We start from the raw sequence: 23,013 nt of genomic DNA, 5'->3' as shown, positions 1-23,013 counted from the left end.
AAACAGGGAGACGATCAATGTCGGTCGAGTTCATCGGCTTTATCGCCAACAGCAATGCCTCCGAGACCATCGTGCGCCAGGGGCCGGTGCTCGATCCCAATTATATCGAGACGGTCGCGAAGGCGCATGAGCTTGCCGGTTTCGACCGCGCGCTGCTGGCATTCCATTCGACCACGCCGGACGCGCTCCAGATCGCCCAGCATGTACTGACCATCACGAAGAAGCTCAAGGTGATGATCGCGCAGCGTCCGGGCTTCACCGCGCCGACGCTGCTGGCCCGCCAGCTCGCCACGCTCGACCAGCTTTATGAAGGCCGCGTCTCGCTGCACGTCATCACCGGCGGCAACGCCATCGAGCTCAGGCAGGACGGCAACACGCTCGACAACAAGGACGAGCGCTACGCCCGCACCAGCGAGTTCCTCGACATCGTGCGGCTGGAATGGACCAGCGAGAAGCCGTTCAACTACAGCGGCAAGTACTATAATGTCGAGAACGGCTTTTCGCAGGTGAAGCCGCTCCAGAAGGGCGGCATCTACACCTTCGTCGGCGGCGGCTCCGATGCCGCGATCGAGGTTTCGGGCAAGCATGCCGACACCTTTGCGCTGTGGGGTGAATCCTACGCCCAGGTGCGCGACGTTACCGGGCGCGTTCGCGCGGCGGCTGCGAAGCACGGGCGGCCGGCGCCTCGCTTCAGCCTCTCGGTGCGGCCGATCCTCGCCGATACCGAGGAGAAGGCCTGGCAGAAGGCCGAAGGCATTCTCGAACGCGCCACTGCGCTGCAGGACCAGACCGGCTTTCGCCGGCCCAATCACGCGACCGAGGGCGCCAAGCGGTTGCTGGCGGCGGCTGACCAGGGCGCGCGCATCGACAAGCGGCTGTGGACGGAGATCGCAAAGCTCACCGGCGCCAACAGCAACACCACGGCGCTGGTCGGCACGCCCGAGCAGGTCGCCGAGGTGTTTGCCGATTACTACGACCTCGGCGTCAGCCACTTCCTGATCCGCGGCTTCGATCCGCTTCCCGATGCCATTGACTATGGCCGCGAGCTGATCCCGCTGACGCGCAAGCTGATCGCGGAGCGTCAGGGCGTTCGCGGCGAGGCGGCGGAATGATCCGCCTCATGCTGGCCGGCGCGCTGCTGTTCGGCTCGTTCGAGCTGGCGGCAGCGCAAACCACCTTGCGGGTCGGCGACCAGAAGGGCAATTCGCAGGCCGTGATGGAAGCGGCGGGCGTGCTGAAAGACGTTCCCTACAAGATCGAGTGGAAGGAGTTTCCGGCGGCAGCTCCGCTGCTGGAGGCGCTGAGCGCCGGTGCGATCGAGACCGGACTTGTGGGTGACGCGCCCTTCACCTTCGCTGCCGCCTCCGGCGCGCCGGTGAAGGCGATTGCCGCAATCCGGCAGACGCGCGAGGGGCTCGCGATCCTCGTGCCGGAGAACTCGCCGATCAAGAGCTTTGCCGATCTGCGCGGCAAGAAAATCGCGACCGGCCGCGGCTCGATCGGCCATCAACTGATCCTCGCGGCGCTCGAGAAGAACGGCTGGAGTGCGAGCGATGTGCAGATCGCATTCCTGGCGCCGTCCGACGCCAAGGTTGCCTACACGCAAGGCTCTGTCGATGCCTGGTCGACCTGGGAGCCCTATGTCAGCCAGGAAGAGGTGCTGTTCAAATCACGCCGCGTCATCACCTCGGAAGGCCTGACCCCGGGCCTGAGCTTTCAGGTCGCCCGGCCCGACGCGATCCGCGACAAGCGCGCGGAGCTGACCGACTTCATCCGCCGCCTCACCGCGGCGCGGGCATGGTCGCTGAACAACATCGACAGCTATGCCGCGACCTGGGGCAGGCTGATGAACATCCCGACCGCGGTGCCGCTGAACTGGCTGTCGCGCGCCAAAATTCGTATCGCGCCGATCGACGACGGCGTGGTCGCGGACGAGCAGAGCACGATCGATCTCTATTTTCGTTGGGGCCTGATCAAGCAGAAGCTCGATGCAGCGGCGATCGTGGATCGTTCGTTTACGGATGCGATCGCGAAGGCGGGGTTGTAAGCGATCCTCTCGTGTCCCGGACGCGCTGCAGCGTGCAACGCTGCTGCGACCCATGCCGCACAGATGCTCCTGGTGAGATGGGCCCCGGCTCTGCAGCGCACCACTGCGTGATGCGCTGCGTCCAGGGCACGAGATCTCACAAGGGTCTCAAGCATCCGTGAGACGGGAAGGCCGCCTTCCAAGCAAAAGGCCATGATCGAAATATTCCTTCTGTATTGTCCGCCCCCGACAACACCCTCATTGCTATTTGCATCCCCTCTCTTGCGCTCCCGCGTATCCCCGCAAAAATCATACAGACGACCACATCGGGAGACCGGCCATGGGCCTGCAAGAAACAAAAATCGAATCGCTTCCCTTCGTCACTGCCGAACTCAACTATCTCGCGCCGGTGTCCGGCAAACCACGCACCTATGCCTACGATCCGCCGCCGGGCGAGCCCAAGAGCACGTCGCTGCCGGAGCCGCATCAGGTACCGATCTTCGATGCGCGGCTGATCGCGAACAACATCTCGCTCGATCGCGAGGGCTTTGCGCTGGTGCGCCATCCGAACCAGGTCAAGGACTTCTACAACGAGGCTGAGATCAAGGCGGTCTACTACCCCGCCGTCGAGGCGTTCCTGCGCGCGACGCTGAAAGCCGACCGCGTCTTCATCTTCGATCACACCGTGCGCAGGCGTGTCGAGGGCGCCGCCGACATCCGCGACGGCGGCCCGCGCCAACCGGCGACGCGCGTTCATGTCGACCAGACCGCTGTCTCCGGCGCCAACCGCGTCCGCGAACATCTGCCTGACGAGGCCGAGGAGCTCCTGAAGGGCCGCGTCCAGGTGATCAATCTCTGGCGGCCGATCCGTGGCCCCTTGCGCGATTCACCGCTCGCCATGGTCGACGGCACCACCGTCGCGCCGGAGGATCTCATCGCGTCCGATTTGATCTATCCCAATCGCCGCGGCGAGACCTATTCGGTGAAATACAATCCGAACCATCGCTGGTTCTATTTCCCGGAGATGACGGCGGACGAGGCCCTGCTGCTCAAATGCTATGATTCCGCAACCGACGGCCGCACCCGGTTCGGGCCGCACACCGCCTTCGTCGACCCGACCGCGCCGGCGGATGCCGCGCCGCGCGAGAGCATCGAGATCCGGGCGCTGGTGTTCCACAAACAGTAAACAATGTGTGATGGCACTGCCGGGCACGCCCGGCAGTGTTTTGGGAACTTACCGGAACAAATCGACGTTTGCGGCGCGGGGCAGGGCCAACCGGGAGCGGTGCCGTGCGAGCGCATTCGACGCTATTGTTTTGTCTAGCCACGTTCTCTCTTTCAGCCCTTTCCGTTGCACATGCCGAGAGCGGGCTCGCCTCCTATTACGGATATGGAAAGGCCGGCAAAGGCGGTGAGCTGACCTGCGCTCACCGCACGCGTCCGTTCGGCAGCGTGCTCAGGGTGTCCTATAGCGGACGCTCGATCCAATGCCGCGTCAACGACCGCGGCCCGTTCATCCGCGGGCGGATCGTCGATCTCTCGGTGCCGGCGGCCCGAGCGCTCGGCATGATGAGCGCCGGCGTGGTGCGGGTCTCGGTGGAATAGGCCTGCCAGCGCGCTATAGTGCCGCCCAAAGCGAGGGGGGACTATGGCCAGGATCAGGGTGGGACTCGTCGGCTGCGGCTTCGTGTCGGAGCTGCATATGTATGCGTTCCGCCGCGTCTACGGCGTGGATGTCGAGGTCGCAGCGGTGGCCGCGCGCGGCGATCGCGTCGTCGAATTCGCGGGGCATCACGGGATTCCGAAGGTCTATCGCAGCTTCGCCGAGCTGATCGCGGACGCTGATATCGATGTCGTCGACATCTGCACGCCGCCCAACCTGCACGCCGCGATGATCATTGGGGCCATGCAGGCCGGCAAGCACGTGATCTGCGAAAAGCCCTTCGCCGGCTATTTCGGCCGCGAGGGCGATGCGCAGCCGATCGGCAAGCACGTGCCGAAGGCGCTGATGTACGAGCGCGTGCTGGAGGAGATGGACGCGACGCGCGCGGCGATCGAGCGCACCGGAAAACTCTTCATGTATGCCGAAGACTGGATCTATGCGCCCGCGGTGACCAAGACCGCGGAGATCCTCAAGGCAACGAAAGACAAGATCCTGTTCATGAAGGGCGAGGAGAGCCATTCCGGCTCGCACGCAGCCCATGCCGCGCAATGGGCGATGACCGGCGGCGGCTCGCTGATCCGCATGGGCTGCCACCCGCTCTCGGCCGTGCTCTATCTGAAGCAGGTCGAGGCGCGCGCGCGAGGGGAGAAAATCCATGTCGCCAGCGTCACCGGCGATGTCGGCAACGTCACGGCAAGCCTGAAGCCGGAGGAGCGCACCTTCATCAAGGCCAATCCGGTGGACGTCGAGGATTGGGGCACGCTCACCGCGACATTCTCCGACGGCACCAAGGCGACCGTGTTCTCCGGCGACATGATCATGGGCGGCGTGCGCAATCTGATCGAGACCTACACATCAGGCGGCTCGCTGTTCGCCAACATCACGCCGAACAATCATCTGATGAGTTACCAGACCAGCGAGGAGAAGCTCGCCTCGGTCTACATCACCGAGAAGGTCGATCGCAAAACCGGCTGGCAATATGTCTGCCTCGAGGAGGAGTGGACGCGCGGCTATCTCCAGGAGATCCAGGATTTCATGGAATGCGCCGCGACCGGCCGGCAGCCGCTGTCGGACCTCACGCTGGCGTACGACACCATCAAGGTGAACTACGCCGGCTATTGGGCGGCGGAGGAGGGGCGGCGGGTGGTACTGTAGGCCGCCGCCACGTGCAAGTTCCCTACCAGGCTCCGGCAACCATCAAGGCGGCGATGGTCACGCAGGAGAGACAGGCGATCGACACAGCGTAGAACTCGGGTGTGTTCAATGTTGGCTCCTGAAAAATACCGTCGCCGCGTTGAACGCTGACTATTTCCTGACGCGCTTCAGGTCTGCCTCGTGGCCGGCGTCCAGCGTGCCGGCATCATCCGGACCAGGGGGATCGTCGGCTGCTTGCAAGAGTTCGGGATGTTTGCCCGTGAGCAGAAGCTGTTTGCGCATTTCAGCAAGGCGAGCGCGGCAAAATTCCTTGTAGAGCAATTCGAATAGGGCGGGCATCGGCACCCCCATTGGCTGGAATTCACGATCTGAATGAATTCCGATCTCTGCTGGATGGCTTCGCAATGTGAGCCGATCCTGTGAGTGTTGATCGTCGGTCAATCATCGAATTAAGGCGTGAAAGCAGCGTGAAACGCGATGGCGGCGGGTAAGGGTACGCCACACGACAAGATAATCTCGCGGAAAAATCAACGAGAGGTTCGCGCATTGCGTGAACCTCTCGCTCGTTTCTCCGATCTCGCGAGCCACTCGTGGCAAAGGAGCGAGGCGCGACTTGATCGCTCACGTCCCGTAAGTCGATCCCTTCGGCAGCGGAAACACGGGGTCCTGGGTCCGGATGTTCGTCGGCCACACCACCGAGATGTGTTCGCCGGCGTTCTGCATCACCACAGGCGTCGAGCGCTCGTTCTGGCCCGACATCGGGGTGCCCGGCGGGAAGAATTTGACGCCATAGCCCTGGATGGTGCCGCCGGCGGGAATGTCGACGTCGAGTGCGGCCTTGCGGATGGATTCGGGCTCGAAGCTGCCGTATTTCTCCTTGGCAACAGGCAGCACGTTGTTGAGCAGCAACCAGGTCTGGTTGAAGCCCATCGAGCAATGCGGCGGCACGTCGGTTGCGCCGGTCTTGGCCTTGTAGCGTGTGACCATCGCTTTGGTCAGATCGCCGATCCCCGGCGCCAGTTTTGCCGGGTCGAGCAGCTGCGCCGGCACCGGATCGATGTTGCAGAAATTGTCGATGTCGGGTCCGAAGGTCGCGCGCAGCTTGTCGAGCTGGCTGTAGCCGGCGCCCGCACCGAACAGCATCTTGAAGCGCAGGCCGCTCTCGCGGGCCTGGCGCAGGAACAGGGTGATGTCGGGGTTGTAGCCGGCATGCGAGATCACATCGACCTTGGCGCGCTTGAGCTTGGTCACGAGCACGGAGAGGTCGGGCGCGGACGCCGAGTAGCCCTCGCGCATCACCACCTGGATGCCGGCCTGCTTGGCATAGGCCTCATCGGCTGCGGCGACGCCGACGCCATAAGGCCCATCCTCATGAATCAGCGCGACCTTGACCTCGCCCGGCTCCATGCCAAGTTTTGTCTTCGCATGCTCGGCGATGAAGCCCGCGAACGCCTGGCCGTACTGGTCGGAATGGATCTGCGCGCGAAACACGTATTGCAGGTTCTTGTCCTTGAACACGGCGGTCGAGACCGCGGTCGTGATCCAGAGGATCTTCTTCTGCTGCTCGACCTTGGCCGCCATCGGCACCGCGTGGGCGCTGGAATAGACGCCGTTGATGATGTCGATCTTTTCCTGGCTGATCAGCCGCTCGGCCTCGTTGATGGCGACATCGGCCTTGCTTTGCGAGTCCGCCGCGACAGGCACGATCTTGGTCTTGCCGCCGATGCCGCCCTTCTCATTGACGAGGTCGATGGCGATCTGCGCGCCGACCGAGGAGGCGACCGAGCCGCCGGCGGCGAACGGGCCGGTGAGATCGTAGATCAGGCCGATGCGCAAATTCTCGGCTTGCGCCTGGGCGCGGGTCCAATCGAGGCTGAGTGTGGCGGCGGCAGCCGCCGTACCCTTCAGCAGCTGCCTGCGTGAAGTCGGCATCCTATCCTCCCTCAAAACCGTTTGTTGATTGGTCTTATTATTTTTTTGCGAAGTATGGGGAGGGGGGAGGCGGAAAGTCAACATGGCGAAAGTCTGGGGCGGTGCTCCCGGACATTGAACGCAATTGCGAGATGATCGGCGATGCGATCGCGCGCGTTATTGTTTCAAGCGGCGGGCAAGATAGTGCCCGGTTTTTCCGCCGGCCTTCTCGTCTTCCTTGGCGACCTGATGCGGCGTCCCCGATGCGACGATCTTGCCGCCCTCGGCGCCGGCGCCGGGGCCGAGATCGATGATCCAGTCGCTGTGCGAGATGACGTCCATGTCATGCTCGACCACGACCACGCTGTTGCCGGCGTCCACGATCCGCTGGAGCTGCGCGATCAATCGCTCGACATCCCGGGGATGAAGGCCGGTGGTCGGCTCGTCGAGGACATAGAGCGTGTGGCCACGTTGCGGGCGCATCAGCTCGGTTGCGAGCTTGATGCGCTGGGCTTCGCCGCCGGACAATTCGGTAGCGGACTGGCCAAGCCGGATATAGCCGAGGCCGACCTCGCGGACCACCGATAGCGACCGGTTCAGGGCGGAATCGTCGCGGAAGAAGTCGAAGGCGTCGTCAACGCGCATCGCCAGCACATCCGCGATCGACTTCTCGCGGATCTTCACCTCGAGCGTCTTGTCGTTGTAGCGCGCGCCCTTGCAGGTCGGGCAGGGTGCATAGACGCTGGGCAGGAACAGAAGCTCGACGCAGACGAAGCCTTCGCCCTCGCAGGTCGCACACCGGCCCTTCGCGACATTGAACGAGAAGCGTCCGGCATCGTAGCGGCGGGACTTGGCCTGCGGCGTTGCCGCGAACAGTTTTCGCACATGGTCGAACAGGCCGGTATAGGTCGCAAGGTTGGATCGCGGCGTGCGGCCGATCGGCTTCTGATCAACCACGACGAGACGATTGACCTGGTCGAGACCGGCAATCACCTTGCCGCCTAATGTCTCGACCGTGGGAGCCAGACTGTCGTCGTCGGCATCAGCGGCAAGTGTGTGGCCGAGATGCGCGGCCACAGCCTCGACGAGGAACTGGCTGATCAGGCTCGATTTGCCCGACCCCGACACACCAGTGATGCTGGCGAGGACGCCGAGCGGGATATCGACGTCGAGGCCGCGAAGATTGTTACGGGTCACGCCCCTGACTTTCAGATGCCCCTTCGGCTCGCGGCGGGTTGTCGGCAACGGCTTTCGTGAATGTGCGAGATATTGGGCGGTTCGCGATTGCGCGATCTCGCCGAGCCCGGCTGGCGGCCCGCTGTAGAGAATGAGTCCTCCGGCGTCGCCTGCGTCCGGTCCGACATCCACGAGCCAGTCAGCGCGCCTGATCACCTCGATCTCGTGTTCGACCACGAAGATCGAATTGCCCGCACGCTTCAGCCGGTCCAGCGCCCGCAGCAGCGCCTCGGTGTCGGCGGGATGCAGGCCCGCGGACGGCTCGTCGAGCACGTAGACGACGCCGAACAGATTGGAGCGGACCTGCGTCGCAAGACGCAACCGCTGCAGCTCGCCCGGCGACAGCGTCGGCGTGCTGCGCTCGCAGGCGAGATAGCCAAGGCCGAGGTCGAGCAGCACAGCCAGTCGTGCCGACAAATCCTCGCAGATCCGCCTGGCGACCACGATTCTCTCCGATGTGCCATTCGCCGTCGCGAACGGCGTCATCAGCTCTTGCAGCTGCTTGAGCGGCAAATGCGACATCTCGGCGATGTTGAGGCCGGCGAACTTGACCTTGAGCGCCTCGGGCTTGAGCCTTGTGCCATGGCAGGTCGGGCAGTCCTGCGTGATCATGAATTGCGCGACGCGGCGCTTCATCATCGCGCTCTCGGACTTGGCGTAGGTCTGCATGACGTAACGCTTCGCGCCGGTGAACGTGCCCTGGTAGCTCGGCTCCTCCTTGCGGCGCAGCGCCCGCTTGACCTCGGTGGCGTCGTAACCGGCATAGACGGGAACGGTCGGCTGCTCCTCCGTGAACAGGATCCAGTCGCGGTCCTTTTTCGGGAGCTCGCGCCAGGGCTTGTCCACGTCGTAGCCCAGCGTCGTCAGGATATCCCTCAGGTTTTGTCCCTGCCACGCGCTCGGCCAGGCCGCGACCGCGCGCTCGCGGATCGTTTTGGTGTCGTCGGGCACCATGGATTTTTCGGAGACATCGAGCATCCGGCCGATGCCGTGGCAGGTCGGGCAGGCACCCTCCGGTGTGTTCGGCGAGAATGATTCCGCATAAAGCAGCGATTGTCCTCGCGGATAGTCGCCGGCGCGGGAATAGAGCATCCGGAGCAGGTTCGAGATGGTCGTCACGCTGCCGACGGATGACCTCGTCGTCGGCGCGCCGCGTTGCTGCTGGAGCGCGACGGCAGGCGGCAGGCCTTCGATGTCGTCGACTTCGGGGATCTGCATCTGGTGGAAGAGGCGCCGTGCGTAGGGCGAGACAGATTCCAGATAGCGCCGTTGCGCCTCGGCATAGATCGTTCCAAAGGCGAGCGAGGATTTTCCCGAGCCCGACACGCCCGTGAAGACGACGAGGGCGTTGCGGGGAATGCGGACATCGACGTTCTTGAGGTTGTGCTCGCGCGCGCCGCGGACCCGGACGAACCCGTCGTCCTGTATCAGGCTCTTCGGCTGCTTTGGTCGATCGTCCATCTGGCTCCTCCGGTCCCGCGGGGGACTAACCGAAAGATCGCAGGATGGGTCCTCCGATGCCAGTGTGCCAGTTCCGTTCTGCACAAAGTGAAGGCCCGTCGCGGGACAGCGACGGGCCTTGCAGGGGCGTGTTGGGCTGCCGGCCGATGCCGGCGATTACTGCGACAGCTTCACGAAGCCCGGAAATTTCATCTTGCCCTCGGCGATCTTCTCGGGCCAGACCACGACCTGCTTGCTGTCCTGCCATTGGAAGACGAGGCCCGACACGGTGGTGGGGCCGGACTTGATGCCGTGAGTGAACTCGTCGTCCTTGCCGTAGAACTGAATGCGGCCGATCGTGCCCTCGTAATCGGTCTTCTCGAGTTCAGTGACCATCTTGTCGGGATCGGTCGAGCCGGCGCGCTTGATCGCTTCCGTAATGAAGTAGACCTCGTCATAGGCGGTGTAGCCGGTATAGGCCGGCGGCGAGCCGAACTTGGCCTTGAAGGCGGCTGCGAACGGCTTTGTCTTGGCGGTCACGGCGACATCGGGCGTCGCCACCGCCAGTGACGGCACGCCGTCGGCGGCGCCATTGGTGTCCTTCCAGAAGGTCGGGCTCAGCGCCTGCGCGCTGATGCCGAACATGGGGATCGGCACCTGCTGGTTCTTCCACTGCACCGTCGGCTGCACCCCGACATGCGAGATGCCGGTGACGATTACGTCGGGCTTCTTGGCCTCGATGTTGTTGAAGATCGGCGTGAAGTCGGTGGTGTCGGGCGAGAAGCGCACATGCTCGACGACCTTCAGCCCGGCCTTGGGCAGGCACGCCTCGTAGCCGACATCGAGCGGCTTGGTCCAGGCGGCGTCCTCGCTCATGATCGCGACGGTCTTGAACTTGAGCTTGTCGACCAGGAGATCCTTGGCGGCGTCGCAGACGAGCTGCGCCTGAGCTGCCGAAGTCAGGTAGCCGTGGAAGGTGTATTTGTTCTTCTCGTAATCGTTGTGGATCGCCTTGGTGATCTCGTTCGACGCGGCGCCGGGGGTGATCAACGGCATCTTCAGACGCGCCGCCCAGGGCTCGAGCGCCAGCACGACCTCGGAGATGTAGCTCGCGATCACGGCGGAGACCTTGTCCTCGCTCACCGCACGCTGGAACGCGCGCACGGAATCGGCCGAGGAGCTCTTGTTGTCGTAGGTGACGATCTCGACCTTGCGACCGAGGATGCCGCCCTTGGCGTTGATCTCGTCGGCAGCGATCTGCGCGCCACCGGGCGTCGCAGCACCCGCGATCGATTGCACCTCGGCGATGACGCCGATCTTGATCGGATCGTTCGACTGCGCGTAGGCGGGCGCAGCGAGGCACAGCGCCAGCGCGGAGGTGAGGAGACTGCTGTTGAGGAGTGTTGATGATCGCATGGTCGTTTCCTTTCTATGTTTCTTGTTGATGTTGAGGACTCACAGAAAATCGGCGCCGGCCTCGCTCGCGAAGCGGCCGGGATCGCCCTCCCAGACGATCCTTGCATGCTCCAGCACATAGACACGGTCGGCATGCGGCAGCGCGAAGGTCACGTTCTGCTCGCCGAGCAGGACCGTGATCGCGGTGGTCTCCCGCAGCTTCGTCAGCGCCTTGGACAATTGCTCGAGGATGACGGGGGCGAGGCCCAGTGTCGGCTCGTCCAGGATCAGGATCTGCGGCTGCATCATCAGCGCGCGGCCGATCGCCAGCATCTGCTGTTCGCCGCCGGAGAGCGTCTGCGCCATCTGGCCCTGACGCTCCTTCAGGATCGGGAATAGCTCGAACAGCCAGGTGAGCTGCGTGGCGCGCTTGTCGTCGGCCAGATGCTGGCCGCCGAGATCGAGATTTTCGCGCACGCTCATCTCGCCGAACAGCTCGCGCGATTCCGGGCACTGCACGAGGCCGCTGCGCGCGATCTTTGCGGGGCTCGTGCCGCGCAATTTGTCGCCGCCGCGCACGATCTCGCCGCTATAGGGCAGGAAGCCGGAGATGGTGTTGAACAGCGTGGTCTTGCCGGCGCCGTTCAGCCCGACGATCGAGACGAACTCGCCTTCGTGGACGTGGATCGAGACGTTCTCCAGCGCCTGGGCCTTGCCGTAGAACACGCTGACGTTCTCGACCTGGAGCAGCGGCACCTTGTCCTTGAAGCTGGTCTCGGGCCGGGCATGGGTCTCGATGGCGCCGCCGAGATAGACCCGGCGCACCGTCTCGTTCTTCATGACGTCCTCGGCCTTGCCGGTGACGATCTCCTCGCCGAGATACATCGCGAGCACGCGGTCGACGAGGGCTGCGACGCTCTTGACGTTGTGGTCGACCAGCATCACGGCGCGGCCGTCATCGCGAAAGCTGCGGATCAGGTCGGAGAAGACGTCGACCTCGGCCCGCGTCAGCCCGGCGAAGGGTTCGTCCACCAGCACGACTTTCGGGTCGCGCGCGATCGCCTTGGCGAGCTCGAGCCTTCGCAGATCGGCGAAGGGCAGCGTCGGCGGGCGGCGGTTCATGACGGAACCCAAGCCGACGCGCTCGGCGATCCATTTGGCCCGCTCGATCAGCGCCTTGTCCGGGAACAGCATGAACAGACTGTCCGGCAGCAGTGCGACCAGAATGTTCTCCAGCACCGTCTGCCGGTTCAGCGGACGCGAGTGCTGGAACACCATGCCGAAGCCCTTGCGCGCGATCTTGTGCGCGGGCAGGCCGGCGACGTTCTCGCCTTCGAAAATCACTTCGCCCGCGGTCGGGCGCTCGATGCCCATCACGCTCTTCATCGCGGTCGACTTGCCCGAGCCGTTGGGTCCGATCAGGCCAAAGATCTCGCCGGCGTTGACCTCGAAGCCGAGGTTCTTCACCGCCGTCAATCCACCGAAACGTTTCGTCAGCCCGCGGACGTCGAGCACAGGCCGGTTTGCGAGCATATCCATCACGAGCGCGCCTCACGCGAGAGGGCCGCCCCCAAGAAGCCGCCGGGGAAGAACAGCACGACGAGCAGGGCGACCGCCGAGACGATGAAAGTGGCAAGCTCGCCGGTCGGCCGCAGGAACTCGCCGGCGACGATCAGGAAGATCGCGCCGAGCGCCGCGCCGAGCACGGTGCGCCGCCCGCCGAGCACGGCCGAGACGATCACGTTCACGCCGACCGCGACGTCGACGACGGTGCCGACCGAGGCAGTGCCGAAGTAGAACACCAGCAGCGCGCCTGAGAGCCCCGAGAAGAACGCGCTGACGATGAACGCGGCGAGCTTGTGCTTGACGATGTTGAAGCCGAGCGCGCCGGCCTGCACCGGGTCCTGGCCGCTGGCCTGCAGCACGAGGCCGATCGGCGATTGCGACAGGCCGTAGAGGATCGCCGCCGAGATCGTCATGAAGCCGAGCGCGATCCAGTAATTGGCGCCAGCATTGATGGTGATGACGTCGGGGATGGTGAGGCCGATCTCGCCGCCGGTGAGATCGGCGAACACCACGATGAAATTCTGCAGCATCAACACCGCGACCAGCGTGGTCAGGCCGAAATAGGGACCGCGGACTCGCAATGCCGGCAGCGCCAGCACGAGGCCGGCGATGACCGAGGCGAGCGCGCCGAGCACGATGCAGGGATAAACCGACCAGCCGAACTGGGCATTCAAAATGCCGGCGGTGTAGGCGCCGACGCCGATCAGGAAGGTGGGACCGAAATTGACTTCGCCGGCGAAGCCGAACAGTAGGTCCCAGGCCATCGCGAACACGCCGAAATAGAACGCGACGGTGAGCAGTCCCAGCACATAGCCGGAGACGTAAAGCGGCAGCGTCGCCGCGATGACGACGAGCGCGACCGAGATGAAGAACAGGCGCGAGGTGAAAAAGCTGGACATCTCAGCGCCTCCCCAGAAGGCCCTGGGGCCGGATGTACATCACGAACACGAGCAGCAGCAGCGCCGGAATGGTGCGGTAGGCCGGCGAGACCAGATAGGCTGTCAGCGTTTCGAGATAGCCCACGACAAAAGCAGCGATCAGCGAACCGGAGACGCTGCCGAGGCCGCCGAGCACCACGATCGAGAACGCGCTCGCCGTCAGCGGTCCCACGCTGTAGGAGCTGACGCCGAGGAACATGCCGAGCAGCACGCCGGCGATGCCGGCGAGGATGCCGTAAATCCCCCACACCGCGATGTAGATGTTGGTCAGCTCGAGCCCGAGCAGGGTGACGCCGCGCGGGTTCATCGAGGCCGCCAGCACCGCCTTGCCGGTGCGGGTGCGGTTCACCAGCAGCCACAGCAGCGCGATGACGAGGCAGCACACGATGGCGGTGAAGATCTCGTTCTTGGGCGTGCGGACGCCGAGGATCTCGACCACGCCCTCGACGATCGGCAGCACGGTCTTGGCGTTGTTGGTGAAGAAATAGGCGATCACTTCCTGGATCATGATGCCCCAGAGCAATGTTCCCGTGAGGACGAAGATCTCCTTCTCCTCATTCGGAATGCGTCGCGAATCCTGAATCGGCTTCACCACTGCGAAATAGGTCGCGAACGCCGTGAGCAGCGCGACGCCGACCCCGATCAGCGCGCCGGCATAGGTGCCGACATTGAGCACGCTGGCGGCGGCCCAGGCCGCCACTGCTGCCGCCACCATGATCGCACCGTGGGAGAGATTGAGCACGCCGGACACACCGAAGATCAACGTGAAGCCGGTGGCACCGAGAGCGTAGAGAGCGCTGATGGCAAAGCCATCGATCAGAATCTGGAAAGCTCGCATGGATGATTGGCCGCGTGGCAGTCGAACTGCTGTTATGAGGAAAAATGCTGCGCGCACGGCGCACGAAAGCCTCCGGGAGCAAGCCCCGGAACAATCCCGATCAGGTCACGGTGGATTTGATGGAGCCTAGGAGCTCGACATCCGCACTGGCGGCGTCCCTCGGCGCGCCACCGCAGCTGCATCGATCATTATTCGCATTGCAACAGAGAGTCGTTTCTTCATGTTGTTCTCTCCCTTTGAGCAGGCCTCTTGTGAGCCATTATGTCGCAACTATAACGGCCGAGGCATTCTCGGCAAGTGAAACTGCGTTCAGGATTGTGAGAGACGAACTAAAGTCTAGACGCGCTGCACGCACAGGCATGCAGATTTTGGCGGTCGGCATGTGCGAGCTTTGACCGTTTCAGCGCGCTTGCAGCAGTGACGGATCGAGCGGCTGAAGCCGCACAGGATTGAACGGCGCGAGATCCACCTCGCGTGTTGCCCCCTCGGCGATCAACTGTGCCAGCGCCTCGCCGGTCGCGGGCGCGTTCAGGATGCCCCACACATTATGTCCGGTCGCAACATAGAGACCTTCACTCTGTGGCACGCGGCCGATCAGCGGCAGTCCGTCCTGCGTCACCGGGCGGAAGCAGGCCTGCCGTGCGATGATCTTTGCGGGATCAAACAGCGGCGACAGCCGCGCGGACATCGCTTGCAAGCGCGCGATCGCGTCCTGATCCGGCGCCACGGTTGCGGGATCGATCGGCAGCGGCGCGATGTCGGAGAGGGCGACGATATGGGTGCTGCCGTCGGCGCGTGGAAAGACCTCGATCGACACGGTTCCCTCATCGTCCTCATGCTCCAGGAACAGGGCATCGGCCGGCACGTCGGGGCCGAGGTCGTACACGATGCTCGGGCTGCGCTGGCCATAGACAGCGGGCAGGCTCATCCATTGTGCCGCGAGCAGCGACCATGGTCCCATCGCGATCACGACGGCGTCAGCTTCAATAGCGCCGCCCTCGACCTCGATACCTCTCGCGCGCGCGTCATTCGCGTCGCACACGATGCCGGTGACGCGGCCGGCACGAAGCTCGGCGCCTTGCGCGAGCGCCGCGTTCATCACCGCCGACGTGAACTTGTGCGGATGAACGATCGCCGTCGTCTCTGCCGTGCCGATGCGCCGCGTGATGACGACGCCATCGCTGAGCCAGCCGAGCGCGGAGGGGGCCGTCCGGCGCGGATCGCCATCGGACGCGACGTAGCCGCTATACGCGCTCATCGGGCGATAGCCCCAATCCCCCGCGATCTCCTCCGGCAGTTGCGCGTGAAGCGCAAAGCTGCGTCGAGCCAGTGCGTCGAGTGGCGAGCCGGTGCACCAATCGCGCGCCAGGAAGCCGCCGGCCTTGCCGGAGGCGGCAGCCGCCACCTCGGTCCGCTCGACAACGATGACATCAACGCCGAGCCGTCGAAGATATAACGCGGTGCAAGCCCCGATCACGCCGCCGCCGCAGATCACAACGCGCATGGCTTGTTCTCCAACAGGGCCAACGTTGAGGGAGATAACCTAGCTCGAATAGCCGCGTTCCAGAGAATGACGCTGCCGGTGCCGATCCAGCGCCAAATGGACGAGGCGCGTCAACAGCTCGCCATACGGCACGCCCGAAGCTTCCATCATCTTCGGATACATGCTGATCGACGTGAAGCCGGGCAGGGTGTTGATCTCGTTGAAACAGAACGCGCCGGTTTGCCGGTCGAGGAAGAAATCGACGCGCGCAAGGTCGCTGCATTCGAGGGCCGCGAAGACCTGCACCGCGAGCGAGCGCACGCGCGCCATCTGTTCGGCGTCGAGTTTGGCCGGGAGATCGACCCGGGCGCCGTCGGGATCGAGATATTTTGCCTCGTAGGAATAGAACTCGTGATGCGCGTTGGGGTTCAGCTCGCTGGCGACGCTCGCGAACAGGGGCTCGCCTTCGAGCACTGCGACCTCGATTTCGCGGGCGTCGATGCCCTGTTCGACCAGCACTTTGAGATCATATCGAAACGCATCGTCGAGCGCAGCGCCGAGCGCGTCCCACGATTTGACTTTATGGATGCCGACGCTGGAGCCCATGTTGCACGGCTTGACGAAGACCGGGAGGCTCAGCCCCTCGGCCGCCTTCGCGAGAGATGTGGCGCGATCCCCGGCGAAGGCCTTGCGGGTGAGCACGCGATAGCGCGCGACCGGAATGCCGGCGAATTCGGCGAGACGCTTGGCGACATCCTTGTCCATGCTGACGGCGGAGGCGAGAACTCCGGATCCGACGTAAGCGACGTCGGCCAATTCCAGCAGACCCTGCACCGTGCCGTCCTCGCAAAGCGGCCCGTGGATAACCGGGAAGACGACGTCGATCTCAAGCGAGCCGGTTGAGCCGGCGGAAATCGGCATGAGAGCGCAGTGCCCATTCGGTCCTCGGGCGAGCCGGATCTCGGGCGCATCGGGCAGGATCGGCAACGAGGTCGTCTGCGCAAGATCGAGCGCGCCAAGATCGTTCCACTGCCACCGGCCCGCCTTGTCGATGGAAACCGGGATGACTTCGAACTGCGAACGGTCGAGATGCCTGAGCACCGAGGCGGCCGATTTCAGCGAGACCTCGTGCTCACCTGACCTGCCACCGTAGAGAACAACGACGCGAATTTTGCCTGCCATGGACCAATTATCACGCGCCCTGTGCGGAAGTCACGTGTTGCCTGCAGACACCGGGGGCGTGAAGTTCTGAATTCGAGGCGAGCTCCTTGCAAGGCCTTCAACCTCTGTCGATCATCCAGCGGTTGACGGCCTGGTGAAAGTTCAGAGGACCCGGAACGGTCATGTGCGTCTTGACATACTTGAAGCCTGACTTTTGGAGAACACGGTTTGGAGCCACGTTGAACGCGTTGGGCTCGCAGAAGAGTTGCTTCAGCTTCAGAATCTGGAAATAGAGTTCGACGGTCAGTCCAACACATTCCACGCCGATACCCTGCTTGCGTTGCGAGGCATCGGTGATGTGAAGATGCATGTTCGCATGCTGGCCCACGCGAATCTTGTCGGCGGTCGAGAACCCCACGAACCTGTCATCGCAAAGCCAGCTCACCAGGAGGCTGCTCCTCTGCGCGATGGGCTGGTCGAACATCTGCTGATAGAGCCGCTGCCATTGCGATGCCTGCGGCAGTCGCGTCGGATCGACCCCGAGCATTTCCAGATGCTCCGGTGTCGCTGCGTGGAAGTATTCAATGATCATTGCAGTCTCCTGCAAGGTCATTGGACGAACGGTGACGGTCACTTCGCTATTCCCGTGAACTATCGGCTTCATATTCGAGGCGCCAGCGGGTTACGCTGACGCCTCGTGGCAGTCAGCTTACGCCGATCAGCCCGGTCCTGCGCCTTGCGTCGCCGTATACACCGCATAGAGCGACTGGCTCGCGGCCATGAACAGGCGGTTGCGCTTGGGGCCGCCGAACGTGATGTTGCCGCAGACTTCCGGCAGGCGGATGCGGCCGAGCAGCTTGCCCTCCGGCGACCACACCGTCACGCCGCTGTAGCCGACGGCGCGGCCGGCATTGCTGGAGGCCCAGACATTGCCGTTGACGTCGCAGCGCACGCCGTCCGGTCCGCACTTCACGCCGTCGATCACGCAGTCGGAGAAGCGCTTCGGGTTCGAGAGCTTGTTGTCCGTACGAACGTCGAACACAAAAATCTCGCCTTTGCCGCCGGGGCCGGTGTCGCCCGGGCCCTTGCCGGTCGAAGCGACGTAGAGCTTCTTGTAGTCAGGCGAGAAGCACAGGCCGTTCGGATCCGGCACCTGCTCCTCGGTGACGACGAGGTCGATACGGCCACTGGGGTCGATGCGATAGCAGTTGGTCGGCAGCTCGCGCTTGCCCGGCACGAAGCCGGCGGGCTGGCCGATCCGCGGATTGAGCTTGCCGCCCGCATTGCTCGGGCCGCCCGCGACGTCGGGCTCGCCCTCATAGAGCTGGCCGCCATAGGGCGGATCGGTGAACCAGTAGCTGCCGTCGGGATGCGCGGCGATGTCGTTCGGCGAGTTCAGTTTCTTGCCCTGATAGGAGTCGGCGAGGACGGTGGCGGTGCCGTCGTGCTCGTAGCGCGTCACCCGCCGGGTGAGATGCTCGCAGGAGAGCTGGCGGCCCTGGAAGTCGAACGAGTTGCCGTTCGAATTGTTGGAGGGCGAACGGAAGACGCTGACGCGGCCGTCGTCCTCGCTCCAGCGCATCTGCCGGTTGTTGGGAATGTCGCTCCACAAGAGATAACGGCCCTGCGCGCTCCACGCCGGACCTTCGGCCCACAGCAGGCCGGTGTAGAGACGCTTGATCGCCGTGTTCGGCTGCGCGAGATCGTTGAAGGACGGATCGACCGCGAGGATGTCGGGGTCCCAGAAATAGGTCGTCGGCGCACCATGGGGACCGAAATCGCGCGGCGGTGTCGTGACCGTCGTGGGCGGTGCGGCGGGACCGGTCTGGGCCAGCGCAGGGCCGGCCATTGTGGCGGCGGCGCCGAGCGCGAGCCCCCGGACGAGTGTTCGTCGTGAAAGCGCAGCATCCTGGTCCCGCGGCTCGTGGTCACGAGCTGCGTGGTCACGGGCCTCTTGGCGTGTCATCGCGTCCTCCCGGTCATGTTGGCTGGCCGGTTGATCCGGCCGAGCCGGGCAAGGTTAATCCGGTTCGGTGCGGGTTGCGAGTGGCAGCTTCGCAGCCTCTGGGTGATGCCGCGAGAACGCCGCACCATCGCCGCATTGTGCCGGTGCGAAGCGACCATTGGTCTCGCCCTCGCGCGGTTAACCCGCTGCTCTTTAATGCCTGTCAAGCCTTGACCTTGCGCGCGATGCTGGAGAGAACAAGGTCCGGAGCTAATGCTGGAGTTCGTGGTGCAAGGCGTCGTCGTACTGGTCGTATTGCTCGGGATCGCTTTCGCGGCCGGCTATTTCACGCGCGACCACATCTCCAGGAAACGGCGGGAGCAATCGCGCCGTTGGCGTAATTACGCCGAGCCCGAGTGGCTCCGGGCGAGCCCGCCCGCCAACACCAACGAGGTCACGGCCGTCAACGAAATGACGCCGCTGGCTCCGGCCAATGGCGAGCTCGGCCAGATGCTGGGTCGCTGGGAAAGTCGGGCGCGTACCCGCCGCACCGGCTGACGGACGGATTGAGATCGGCGCCGATCCATATTCCCGATAAGCGGTGCCCGGCTTCACGCCGTTAGCTGAAACATCGACACATTGCTCCAATCGCTGGTATCGCCGGTCGTGTCGTTGCCGGAAGCCGTGTCGGTTGGTAGCAACAGCATGACATACTGCGCTGCCGCTGTCGGAATGACGACGTGGGCGTTGTAGCCGTTCCGATCGAATTGTATCGGCGCATAGGCCGCTGTCGGCGAGGACGCATTGCCGTTGATGTCGTTCGTCAGGCCGAGCGATCCTGGGTTTAGATATGTGCCGGCGACGGTCGGCGTGTAATTGTTTTCGGCCGAGATCAGATAAGGCGCACCGACGACCGTCGTCACAGCCTGAATGGCTCGTGCATCGGCGGGAGTGGCACCGCGGGTCTGCCGGAGCACGCCAACGTTGGCCGCAGTCGGGACTGTGCTCGTCCCGGCGTCAATGATTGTCCAGCCGGTGATGTTTTCGGAGAACGTGCCGTTGGAGATCATGTTCGCGGCGAACGATGTCGCACCCGCCGCGCCGAGTTCGAAGGTCTGCGACCAGGTGAAGCCCGACAGGGAGCCGAAGGCGCCGCCCGAATGGCCGAAGTCGAAATAGAACTTCGATCGGTTCAAGGTGACATCGCGCACGACAGAGGTTCGGCGATAGCCGGCAAAGTCTGTGCCGCCATGATTGAAACGGACCGTCAGGCCGTCGGACGTCTTGCGCAGACTGACCATGTTGGCCTTCTGGATGAAGGTCCGGCCATAGGATGTGGTGCCCGTCGAGATCGGCGTCTTGTACTCGCTCCCGCCGCCGGTGAGCGTGAAGGTGCCTTCGTCGTATGTGCCGGTCGCGATGCCCATGCCGACATAAGCCGTTGACAGGACGGCGGTCGAGGAAATCGTGCCGGGGTTGAAAGAGATGCCGCTCGCGTTGATCGTCACGGTAAAGCCGGTAACGGTGACAGTGCTGCTGCCATCCGTGATCGAAACACTATGCGTTAGAACGATCTGATCGCCGGTCGCGTCGCTTGATGCCGGATCGAACGCCCTCCCGTCGATCGTCAAAGACTCGGCCGTCAAAGAACCGGTGGCGCCCACCCCGTGATAAGAGCCTGCGAACCTGTCCATCGATGTCGGCAGCACGAAAGCGTAGTCTTGGGCGCCGATATCGCTGGAGAACGTCCGCAACGGCGTTCCCGTTGGCGCCATCACGCTGCTCAAAAACTCGGCGGTCCCCGCATAGCGCCAGTTGGGCCAGGAGCCGCCCAGGTCGGTTTTTGAGTTGCCGCCCACGTTGCGAATGAAATGGTAGGCAAAACCGGTGCCGCAGGTGTTGCGCGCCATGACATAGAAGCTGTTCGCCGTATCCGCGACGACGCGAACCTTTGGACCGTGCGATTCACCGAACAGGGCATCGAGACCGAAGGCTGCGCGCAACGTGAATGGCGCTTTCAAGAGGTCGCGTCGTGTCAACATCTTGCGACGCTACACGCGGATGCGTTCGCTGTCCCACGAGCACCCGAAGGGTTTTTCAGCGCGCGCGAACATCGTCGAAACACCGTCGAGGATGATCTGGCGAGGTATTGCGAGGACGCTCGTGCCACAGCTCCAATGTGGGCTTGAGGGGCGGTTTCGCCCATGCGGGGCAACCAGGTCAGTCCCGCTGACCATCTTTTGGCGTTGCAGTTGCTGCCATTTTTCGTCTAGAAACGGCTCACTGAGCCTCCCGGCAACCAACCGTCAACGGTTTTGACCGAGAATTTGAGGGCTCACAAGGGTCTGGCAATGCTGATTCGCGGCCAAATCGATGGGATTTCGGGGGAGGTGGCTCTGGCCGCCGCCACGATCCCGGCCGCTCTGCTGCCCACCCTCCTTATTGGCGGCCTTCTTCTTACTTGCCCCTGAGGGCCGGCTGGGCGCCACGCGCCTGGGCACTCAGGGGTTGGTACGAGATCACCGGACAACCTCAGGCGCTCAAGGCAGATGTCGGGCGCCAAAGCTCAAAAGGAAATTGAAATGACCACCGCGAACAAGTCCGACAAGGACCGCGTCATCATTTTCGACACCACATTGCGCGACGGCGAGCAGTGCCCCGGCGCCACCATGACCTTCGAGGAGAAGCTCGAGGTCGCCGAGCTGCTGGACGATATGGGCGTCGACGTCATCGAGGCCGGCTTCCCGATCACCTCGCAGGGTGACTTCGAAGCGGTGAGCGAAATCGCCCGCCGCTCCAAGAACGCCGTCATCGCCGGCTTGTCACGCGCACATCCGGCCGATATCGACCGCTGCGCCGAAGCCGTGAAATTCGCCAAGCGCGGCCGCGTTCACACCGTGATCGCGACCTCGCCGCTGCACATGCGGGTGAAATTGAACAAGACGCCCGAGCAGGTGCTCGAGACTTCGGTCGCGATGGTCGCGCGCGCCCGCAACCAGATCGACGATGTCGAATGGTCGGCTGAAGACGCCACCCGAAGTGAGATGGATTTCCTCTGCCGCATCGTCGAGGCCGTGATCAAGGCGGGTGCGACCACCGTCAATATCCCCGACACCGTCGGTTACACCACGCCCGAGGAATACACCCACTTCATGCGGACGCTGATCGAGCGCGTGCCGAATTCGGACAAGGCGGTGTTCTCGGTGCACTGCCATAACGATCTCGGCATGGCGGTGGCGAATTCGCTCGCCGGCATCGCCGGCGGCGCGCGACAGATCGAATGCACCGTCAACGGCATCGGCGAGCGGGCCGGCAATGCGGCGCTGGAAGAAGTCGTGATGGCGATCAATGTGCGCAACGACAAGTTTCCGTGGTGGAACCAGATCGACACCACGCAGCTCACCCGTGCCTCGAAGGTGGTGTCGGCGGCGACGTCGTTCCCGGTGCAGTACAACAAGGCCATCGTCGGGCGGAACGCGTTCGCGCACGAGAGCGGCATCCACCAGGATGGCGTGCTGAAGGACGCCTCGACCTACGAGATCATGCGGCCGGAGATGGTCGGCGTGAAGCAATCGTCGCTGGTGCTCGGCAAGCATTCCGGCCGCCACGCCTTCATCCACAGGCTGGAGGAGATGGGCTACAAGCTCGGTCCGAACCAGCTGGAAGATGCGTTCACGCGGATGAAGGCACTCGCCGACCGCAAGAAGGACATCTACGACGAGGACATCGAAGCGCTGGTCGACGAGGAGATGGCGGCGTCGCACGACCGCATCAAGCTGACCTCGCTGACCGTGATCGCCGGCACCCATGGCCCGCAGCGTGCGACCATGAAGCTCGACGTCGACGGCCAGATCAAGATCGAGGAGGCCGAGGGCAACGGCCCGGTCGATGCGGTGTTCAACTGCATCAAGCGCCTGGTGCCGCACGAGGCCAAGCTCGAACTGTACCAGGTCCACGCCGTCACCGAGGGCACCGACGCGCAGGCGGAAGTCTCGGTGCGGCTGTCGCATGAGGGACGTTCGATGACGGCGCGTGCGGCCGACCCGGATACGCTGGTGGCCTCGGCCAAGGCCTATCTCGGCGCGCTCAACAAGATCGTCATGAAGCGCCAGCGCGATACCGTGACGACGGCCGCGGCGAGCTGACCCATTCCTGACTTTATCCATCGGTCAAACGCGGCGCCCTCGGCGCCGCGTTTTTCGTTTGGCGCGCAATCTGCGGCGTTCTCGCGCATCGCAACAAATATGTTATCATAA

General features: G+C 63.8%; 19 protein-coding genes. 7 read left to right on the top strand and 12 right to left on the bottom strand.

The features are described from left to right. The first annotated feature begins 17 nt into the window (after window positions 1-17). The 5 genes from AB7532_RS27080 to AB7532_RS27060 all read left to right on the top strand — a co-directional run bounded on the left by AB7532_RS27080 (window position 18) and on the right by AB7532_RS27060 (window position 4,844). The gene (locus AB7532_RS27080) at window positions 18-1,112 is read left to right on the top strand and encodes an LLM class flavin-dependent oxidoreductase (RefSeq protein WP_441237742.1); all 1,095 of its coding nucleotides are present in this window, start codon (window positions 18-20) and stop codon (window positions 1,110-1,112) included. Next, window positions 1,109-2,047, top strand: a complete 939-nt coding sequence (locus AB7532_RS27075; protein ID WP_441237741.1) for an ABC transporter substrate-binding protein — start codon at window positions 1,109-1,111, stop codon at window positions 2,045-2,047. The genes AB7532_RS27080 and AB7532_RS27075 overlap by 4 nt, the downstream gene beginning before the upstream one ends. A 319-nt stretch (window positions 2,048-2,366) precedes the next feature. Next, the gene (locus AB7532_RS27070) at window positions 2,367-3,212 is read left to right on the top strand and encodes a CmcJ/NvfI family oxidoreductase (RefSeq protein ID WP_441237740.1); all 846 of its coding nucleotides are present in this window, start codon (window positions 2,367-2,369) and stop codon (window positions 3,210-3,212) included. Between the two features lie 104 nt (window positions 3,213-3,316). Further along, the gene (locus tag AB7532_RS27065) at window positions 3,317-3,631 is read left to right on the top strand and encodes a septal ring lytic transglycosylase RlpA family protein (RefSeq protein WP_441237739.1); all 315 of its coding nucleotides are present in this window, start codon (window positions 3,317-3,319) and stop codon (window positions 3,629-3,631) included. Window positions 3,632-3,674: 43 nt separating this feature from the next. Next, entirely contained in the window at window positions 3,675-4,844 is a 1,170-nt protein-coding gene (locus AB7532_RS27060; RefSeq protein WP_441237738.1) for a Gfo/Idh/MocA family protein, read from the top strand. Between the two features lie 150 nt (window positions 4,845-4,994). Here AB7532_RS27060 and AB7532_RS27055 read toward each other — a convergent pair whose 3' ends face one another. The 11 genes from AB7532_RS27055 to AB7532_RS27005 form a co-directional block, all read right to left on the bottom strand. Next, window positions 4,995-5,285, bottom strand: a complete 291-nt coding sequence (locus tag AB7532_RS27055; RefSeq protein WP_441237737.1) for a hypothetical protein — start codon at window positions 5,283-5,285, stop codon at window positions 4,995-4,997. 180 nt (window positions 5,286-5,465) lie between these two features. Further along, on the bottom strand, window positions 5,466-6,776 hold the full coding sequence (locus AB7532_RS27050; protein WP_441237736.1) for an ABC transporter substrate-binding protein: 1,311 nt from the start codon (window positions 6,774-6,776) through the stop codon (window positions 5,466-5,468). A gap of 156 nt (window positions 6,777-6,932) precedes the next feature. Further along, complete coding sequence (uvrA, locus tag AB7532_RS27045) at window positions 6,933-9,452, bottom strand: excinuclease ABC subunit UvrA (protein WP_441237735.1); 2,520 nt, start codon at window positions 9,450-9,452, stop codon at window positions 6,933-6,935. A gap of 156 nt (window positions 9,453-9,608) precedes the next feature. Continuing rightward, window positions 9,609-10,847 carry an ABC transporter substrate-binding protein gene (locus AB7532_RS27040; RefSeq protein ID WP_441237734.1) on the bottom strand — a complete coding sequence of 413 codons (1,239 nt, stop codon included), beginning with the start codon at window positions 10,845-10,847 and terminating at the stop codon, window positions 9,609-9,611. 39 nt (window positions 10,848-10,886) lie between these two features. Continuing rightward, on the bottom strand, window positions 10,887-12,365 hold the full coding sequence (locus tag AB7532_RS27035; protein WP_441237733.1) for an ATP-binding cassette domain-containing protein: 1,479 nt from the start codon (window positions 12,363-12,365) through the stop codon (window positions 10,887-10,889). Then, complete coding sequence (locus AB7532_RS27030) at window positions 12,365-13,291, bottom strand: branched-chain amino acid ABC transporter permease (protein WP_441237732.1); 927 nt, start codon at window positions 13,289-13,291, stop codon at window positions 12,365-12,367. The genes AB7532_RS27035 and AB7532_RS27030 overlap by 1 nt, the downstream gene beginning before the upstream one ends. A 1-nt stretch (window position 13,292) precedes the next feature. Continuing rightward, a complete protein-coding gene (locus AB7532_RS27025; protein WP_441237731.1) occupies window positions 13,293-14,168 on the bottom strand; it encodes a branched-chain amino acid ABC transporter permease in 876 nt (291 codons plus the stop codon). Window positions 14,169-14,568: 400 nt separating this feature from the next. Beyond that, window positions 14,569-15,672, bottom strand: a complete 1,104-nt coding sequence (locus AB7532_RS27020; RefSeq protein ID WP_441237730.1) for an NAD(P)/FAD-dependent oxidoreductase — start codon at window positions 15,670-15,672, stop codon at window positions 14,569-14,571. Between the two features lie 39 nt (window positions 15,673-15,711). Next, window positions 15,712-16,833: a D-alanine--D-alanine ligase family protein gene (locus tag AB7532_RS27015; protein WP_441237729.1), complete on the bottom strand. Its 1,122-nt coding sequence runs from the start codon at window positions 16,831-16,833 to the stop codon at window positions 15,712-15,714. A gap of 97 nt (window positions 16,834-16,930) precedes the next feature. Further along, complete coding sequence (locus AB7532_RS27010; protein ID WP_441237728.1) at window positions 16,931-17,446, bottom strand: GNAT family N-acetyltransferase; 516 nt, start codon at window positions 17,444-17,446, stop codon at window positions 16,931-16,933. Between the two features lie 84 nt (window positions 17,447-17,530). After that, window positions 17,531-18,778 carry an SMP-30/gluconolactonase/LRE family protein gene (locus AB7532_RS27005; RefSeq protein WP_441237727.1) on the bottom strand — a complete coding sequence of 416 codons (1,248 nt, stop codon included), beginning with the start codon at window positions 18,776-18,778 and terminating at the stop codon, window positions 17,531-17,533. Window positions 18,779-19,030: 252 nt separating this feature from the next. Here AB7532_RS27005 and AB7532_RS27000 point away from each other — a divergent pair, with 252 nt between their 5' ends. Then, complete coding sequence (locus AB7532_RS27000) at window positions 19,031-19,315, top strand: hypothetical protein (protein WP_441237726.1); 285 nt, start codon at window positions 19,031-19,033, stop codon at window positions 19,313-19,315. A 53-nt stretch (window positions 19,316-19,368) separates the two neighbouring features. Here AB7532_RS27000 and AB7532_RS26995 read toward each other — a convergent pair whose 3' ends face one another. Beyond that, on the bottom strand, window positions 19,369-20,760 hold the full coding sequence (locus tag AB7532_RS26995; protein ID WP_441237725.1) for a hypothetical protein: 1,392 nt from the start codon (window positions 20,758-20,760) through the stop codon (window positions 19,369-19,371). A gap of 579 nt (window positions 20,761-21,339) precedes the next feature. On the opposite strand from AB7532_RS26995, the gene AB7532_RS26990 reads away from it, so the two are divergent. After that, complete coding sequence (locus AB7532_RS26990; RefSeq protein ID WP_441237724.1) at window positions 21,340-22,902, top strand: 2-isopropylmalate synthase; 1,563 nt, start codon at window positions 21,340-21,342, stop codon at window positions 22,900-22,902. Window positions 22,903-23,013: the final 111 nt, after the last annotated feature.

The sequence above is a fragment of the Bradyrhizobium sp. 930_D9_N1_4 genome (assembly GCF_052076015.1).
Taxonomy (GTDB): Bacteria; Pseudomonadota; Alphaproteobacteria; order Rhizobiales; family Xanthobacteraceae; genus Bradyrhizobium.
Note: the sequence above shows the minus strand (reverse complement) of the source record. Positions and strands in the feature narration are given on the sequence as shown.

Excerpts from the sequence above, each read along its gene's own strand:
- AB7532_RS27070 (WP_441237740.1), top strand. The coding sequence starts at position 2,367 with ATGGGCCTGCAAGAAACAAAAATCGAATCGCTTCCCTTCGTCACTGCC.
- AB7532_RS27050 (WP_441237736.1), bottom strand. The coding sequence starts at position 6,776 with ATGCCGACTTCACGCAGGCAGCTGCTGAAGGGTACGGCGGCTGCCGCC.
- AB7532_RS27060 (WP_441237738.1), top strand. The coding sequence starts at position 3,675 with ATGGCCAGGATCAGGGTGGGACTCGTCGGCTGCGGCTTCGTGTCGGAG.
- AB7532_RS27000 (WP_441237726.1), top strand. The coding sequence starts at position 19,031 with ATGCTGGAGTTCGTGGTGCAAGGCGTCGTCGTACTGGTCGTATTGCTC.
- AB7532_RS27030 (WP_441237732.1), bottom strand. The coding sequence starts at position 13,291 with ATGTCCAGCTTTTTCACCTCGCGCCTGTTCTTCATCTCGGTCGCGCTC.
- AB7532_RS27035 (WP_441237733.1), bottom strand. The coding sequence starts at position 12,365 with ATGGATATGCTCGCAAACCGGCCTGTGCTCGACGTCCGCGGGCTGACG.
- AB7532_RS26990 (WP_441237724.1), top strand. The coding sequence starts at position 21,340 with ATGACCACCGCGAACAAGTCCGACAAGGACCGCGTCATCATTTTCGAC.
- AB7532_RS27005 (WP_441237727.1), bottom strand. The coding sequence starts at position 18,778 with ATGACACGCCAAGAGGCCCGTGACCACGCAGCTCGTGACCACGAGCCG.
- AB7532_RS27020 (WP_441237730.1), bottom strand. The coding sequence starts at position 15,672 with ATGCGCGTTGTGATCTGCGGCGGCGGCGTGATCGGGGCTTGCACCGCG.
- AB7532_RS27080 (WP_441237742.1), top strand. The coding sequence starts at position 18 with ATGTCGGTCGAGTTCATCGGCTTTATCGCCAACAGCAATGCCTCCGAG.
- AB7532_RS27025 (WP_441237731.1), bottom strand. The coding sequence starts at position 14,168 with ATGCGAGCTTTCCAGATTCTGATCGATGGCTTTGCCATCAGCGCTCTC.
- AB7532_RS27075 (WP_441237741.1), top strand. The coding sequence starts at position 1,109 with ATGATCCGCCTCATGCTGGCCGGCGCGCTGCTGTTCGGCTCGTTCGAG.
- AB7532_RS27015 (WP_441237729.1), bottom strand. The coding sequence starts at position 16,833 with ATGGCAGGCAAAATTCGCGTCGTTGTTCTCTACGGTGGCAGGTCAGGT.
- AB7532_RS27040 (WP_441237734.1), bottom strand. The coding sequence starts at position 10,847 with ATGCGATCATCAACACTCCTCAACAGCAGTCTCCTCACCTCCGCGCTG.
- uvrA (WP_441237735.1), bottom strand. The coding sequence starts at position 9,452 with ATGGACGATCGACCAAAGCAGCCGAAGAGCCTGATACAGGACGACGGG.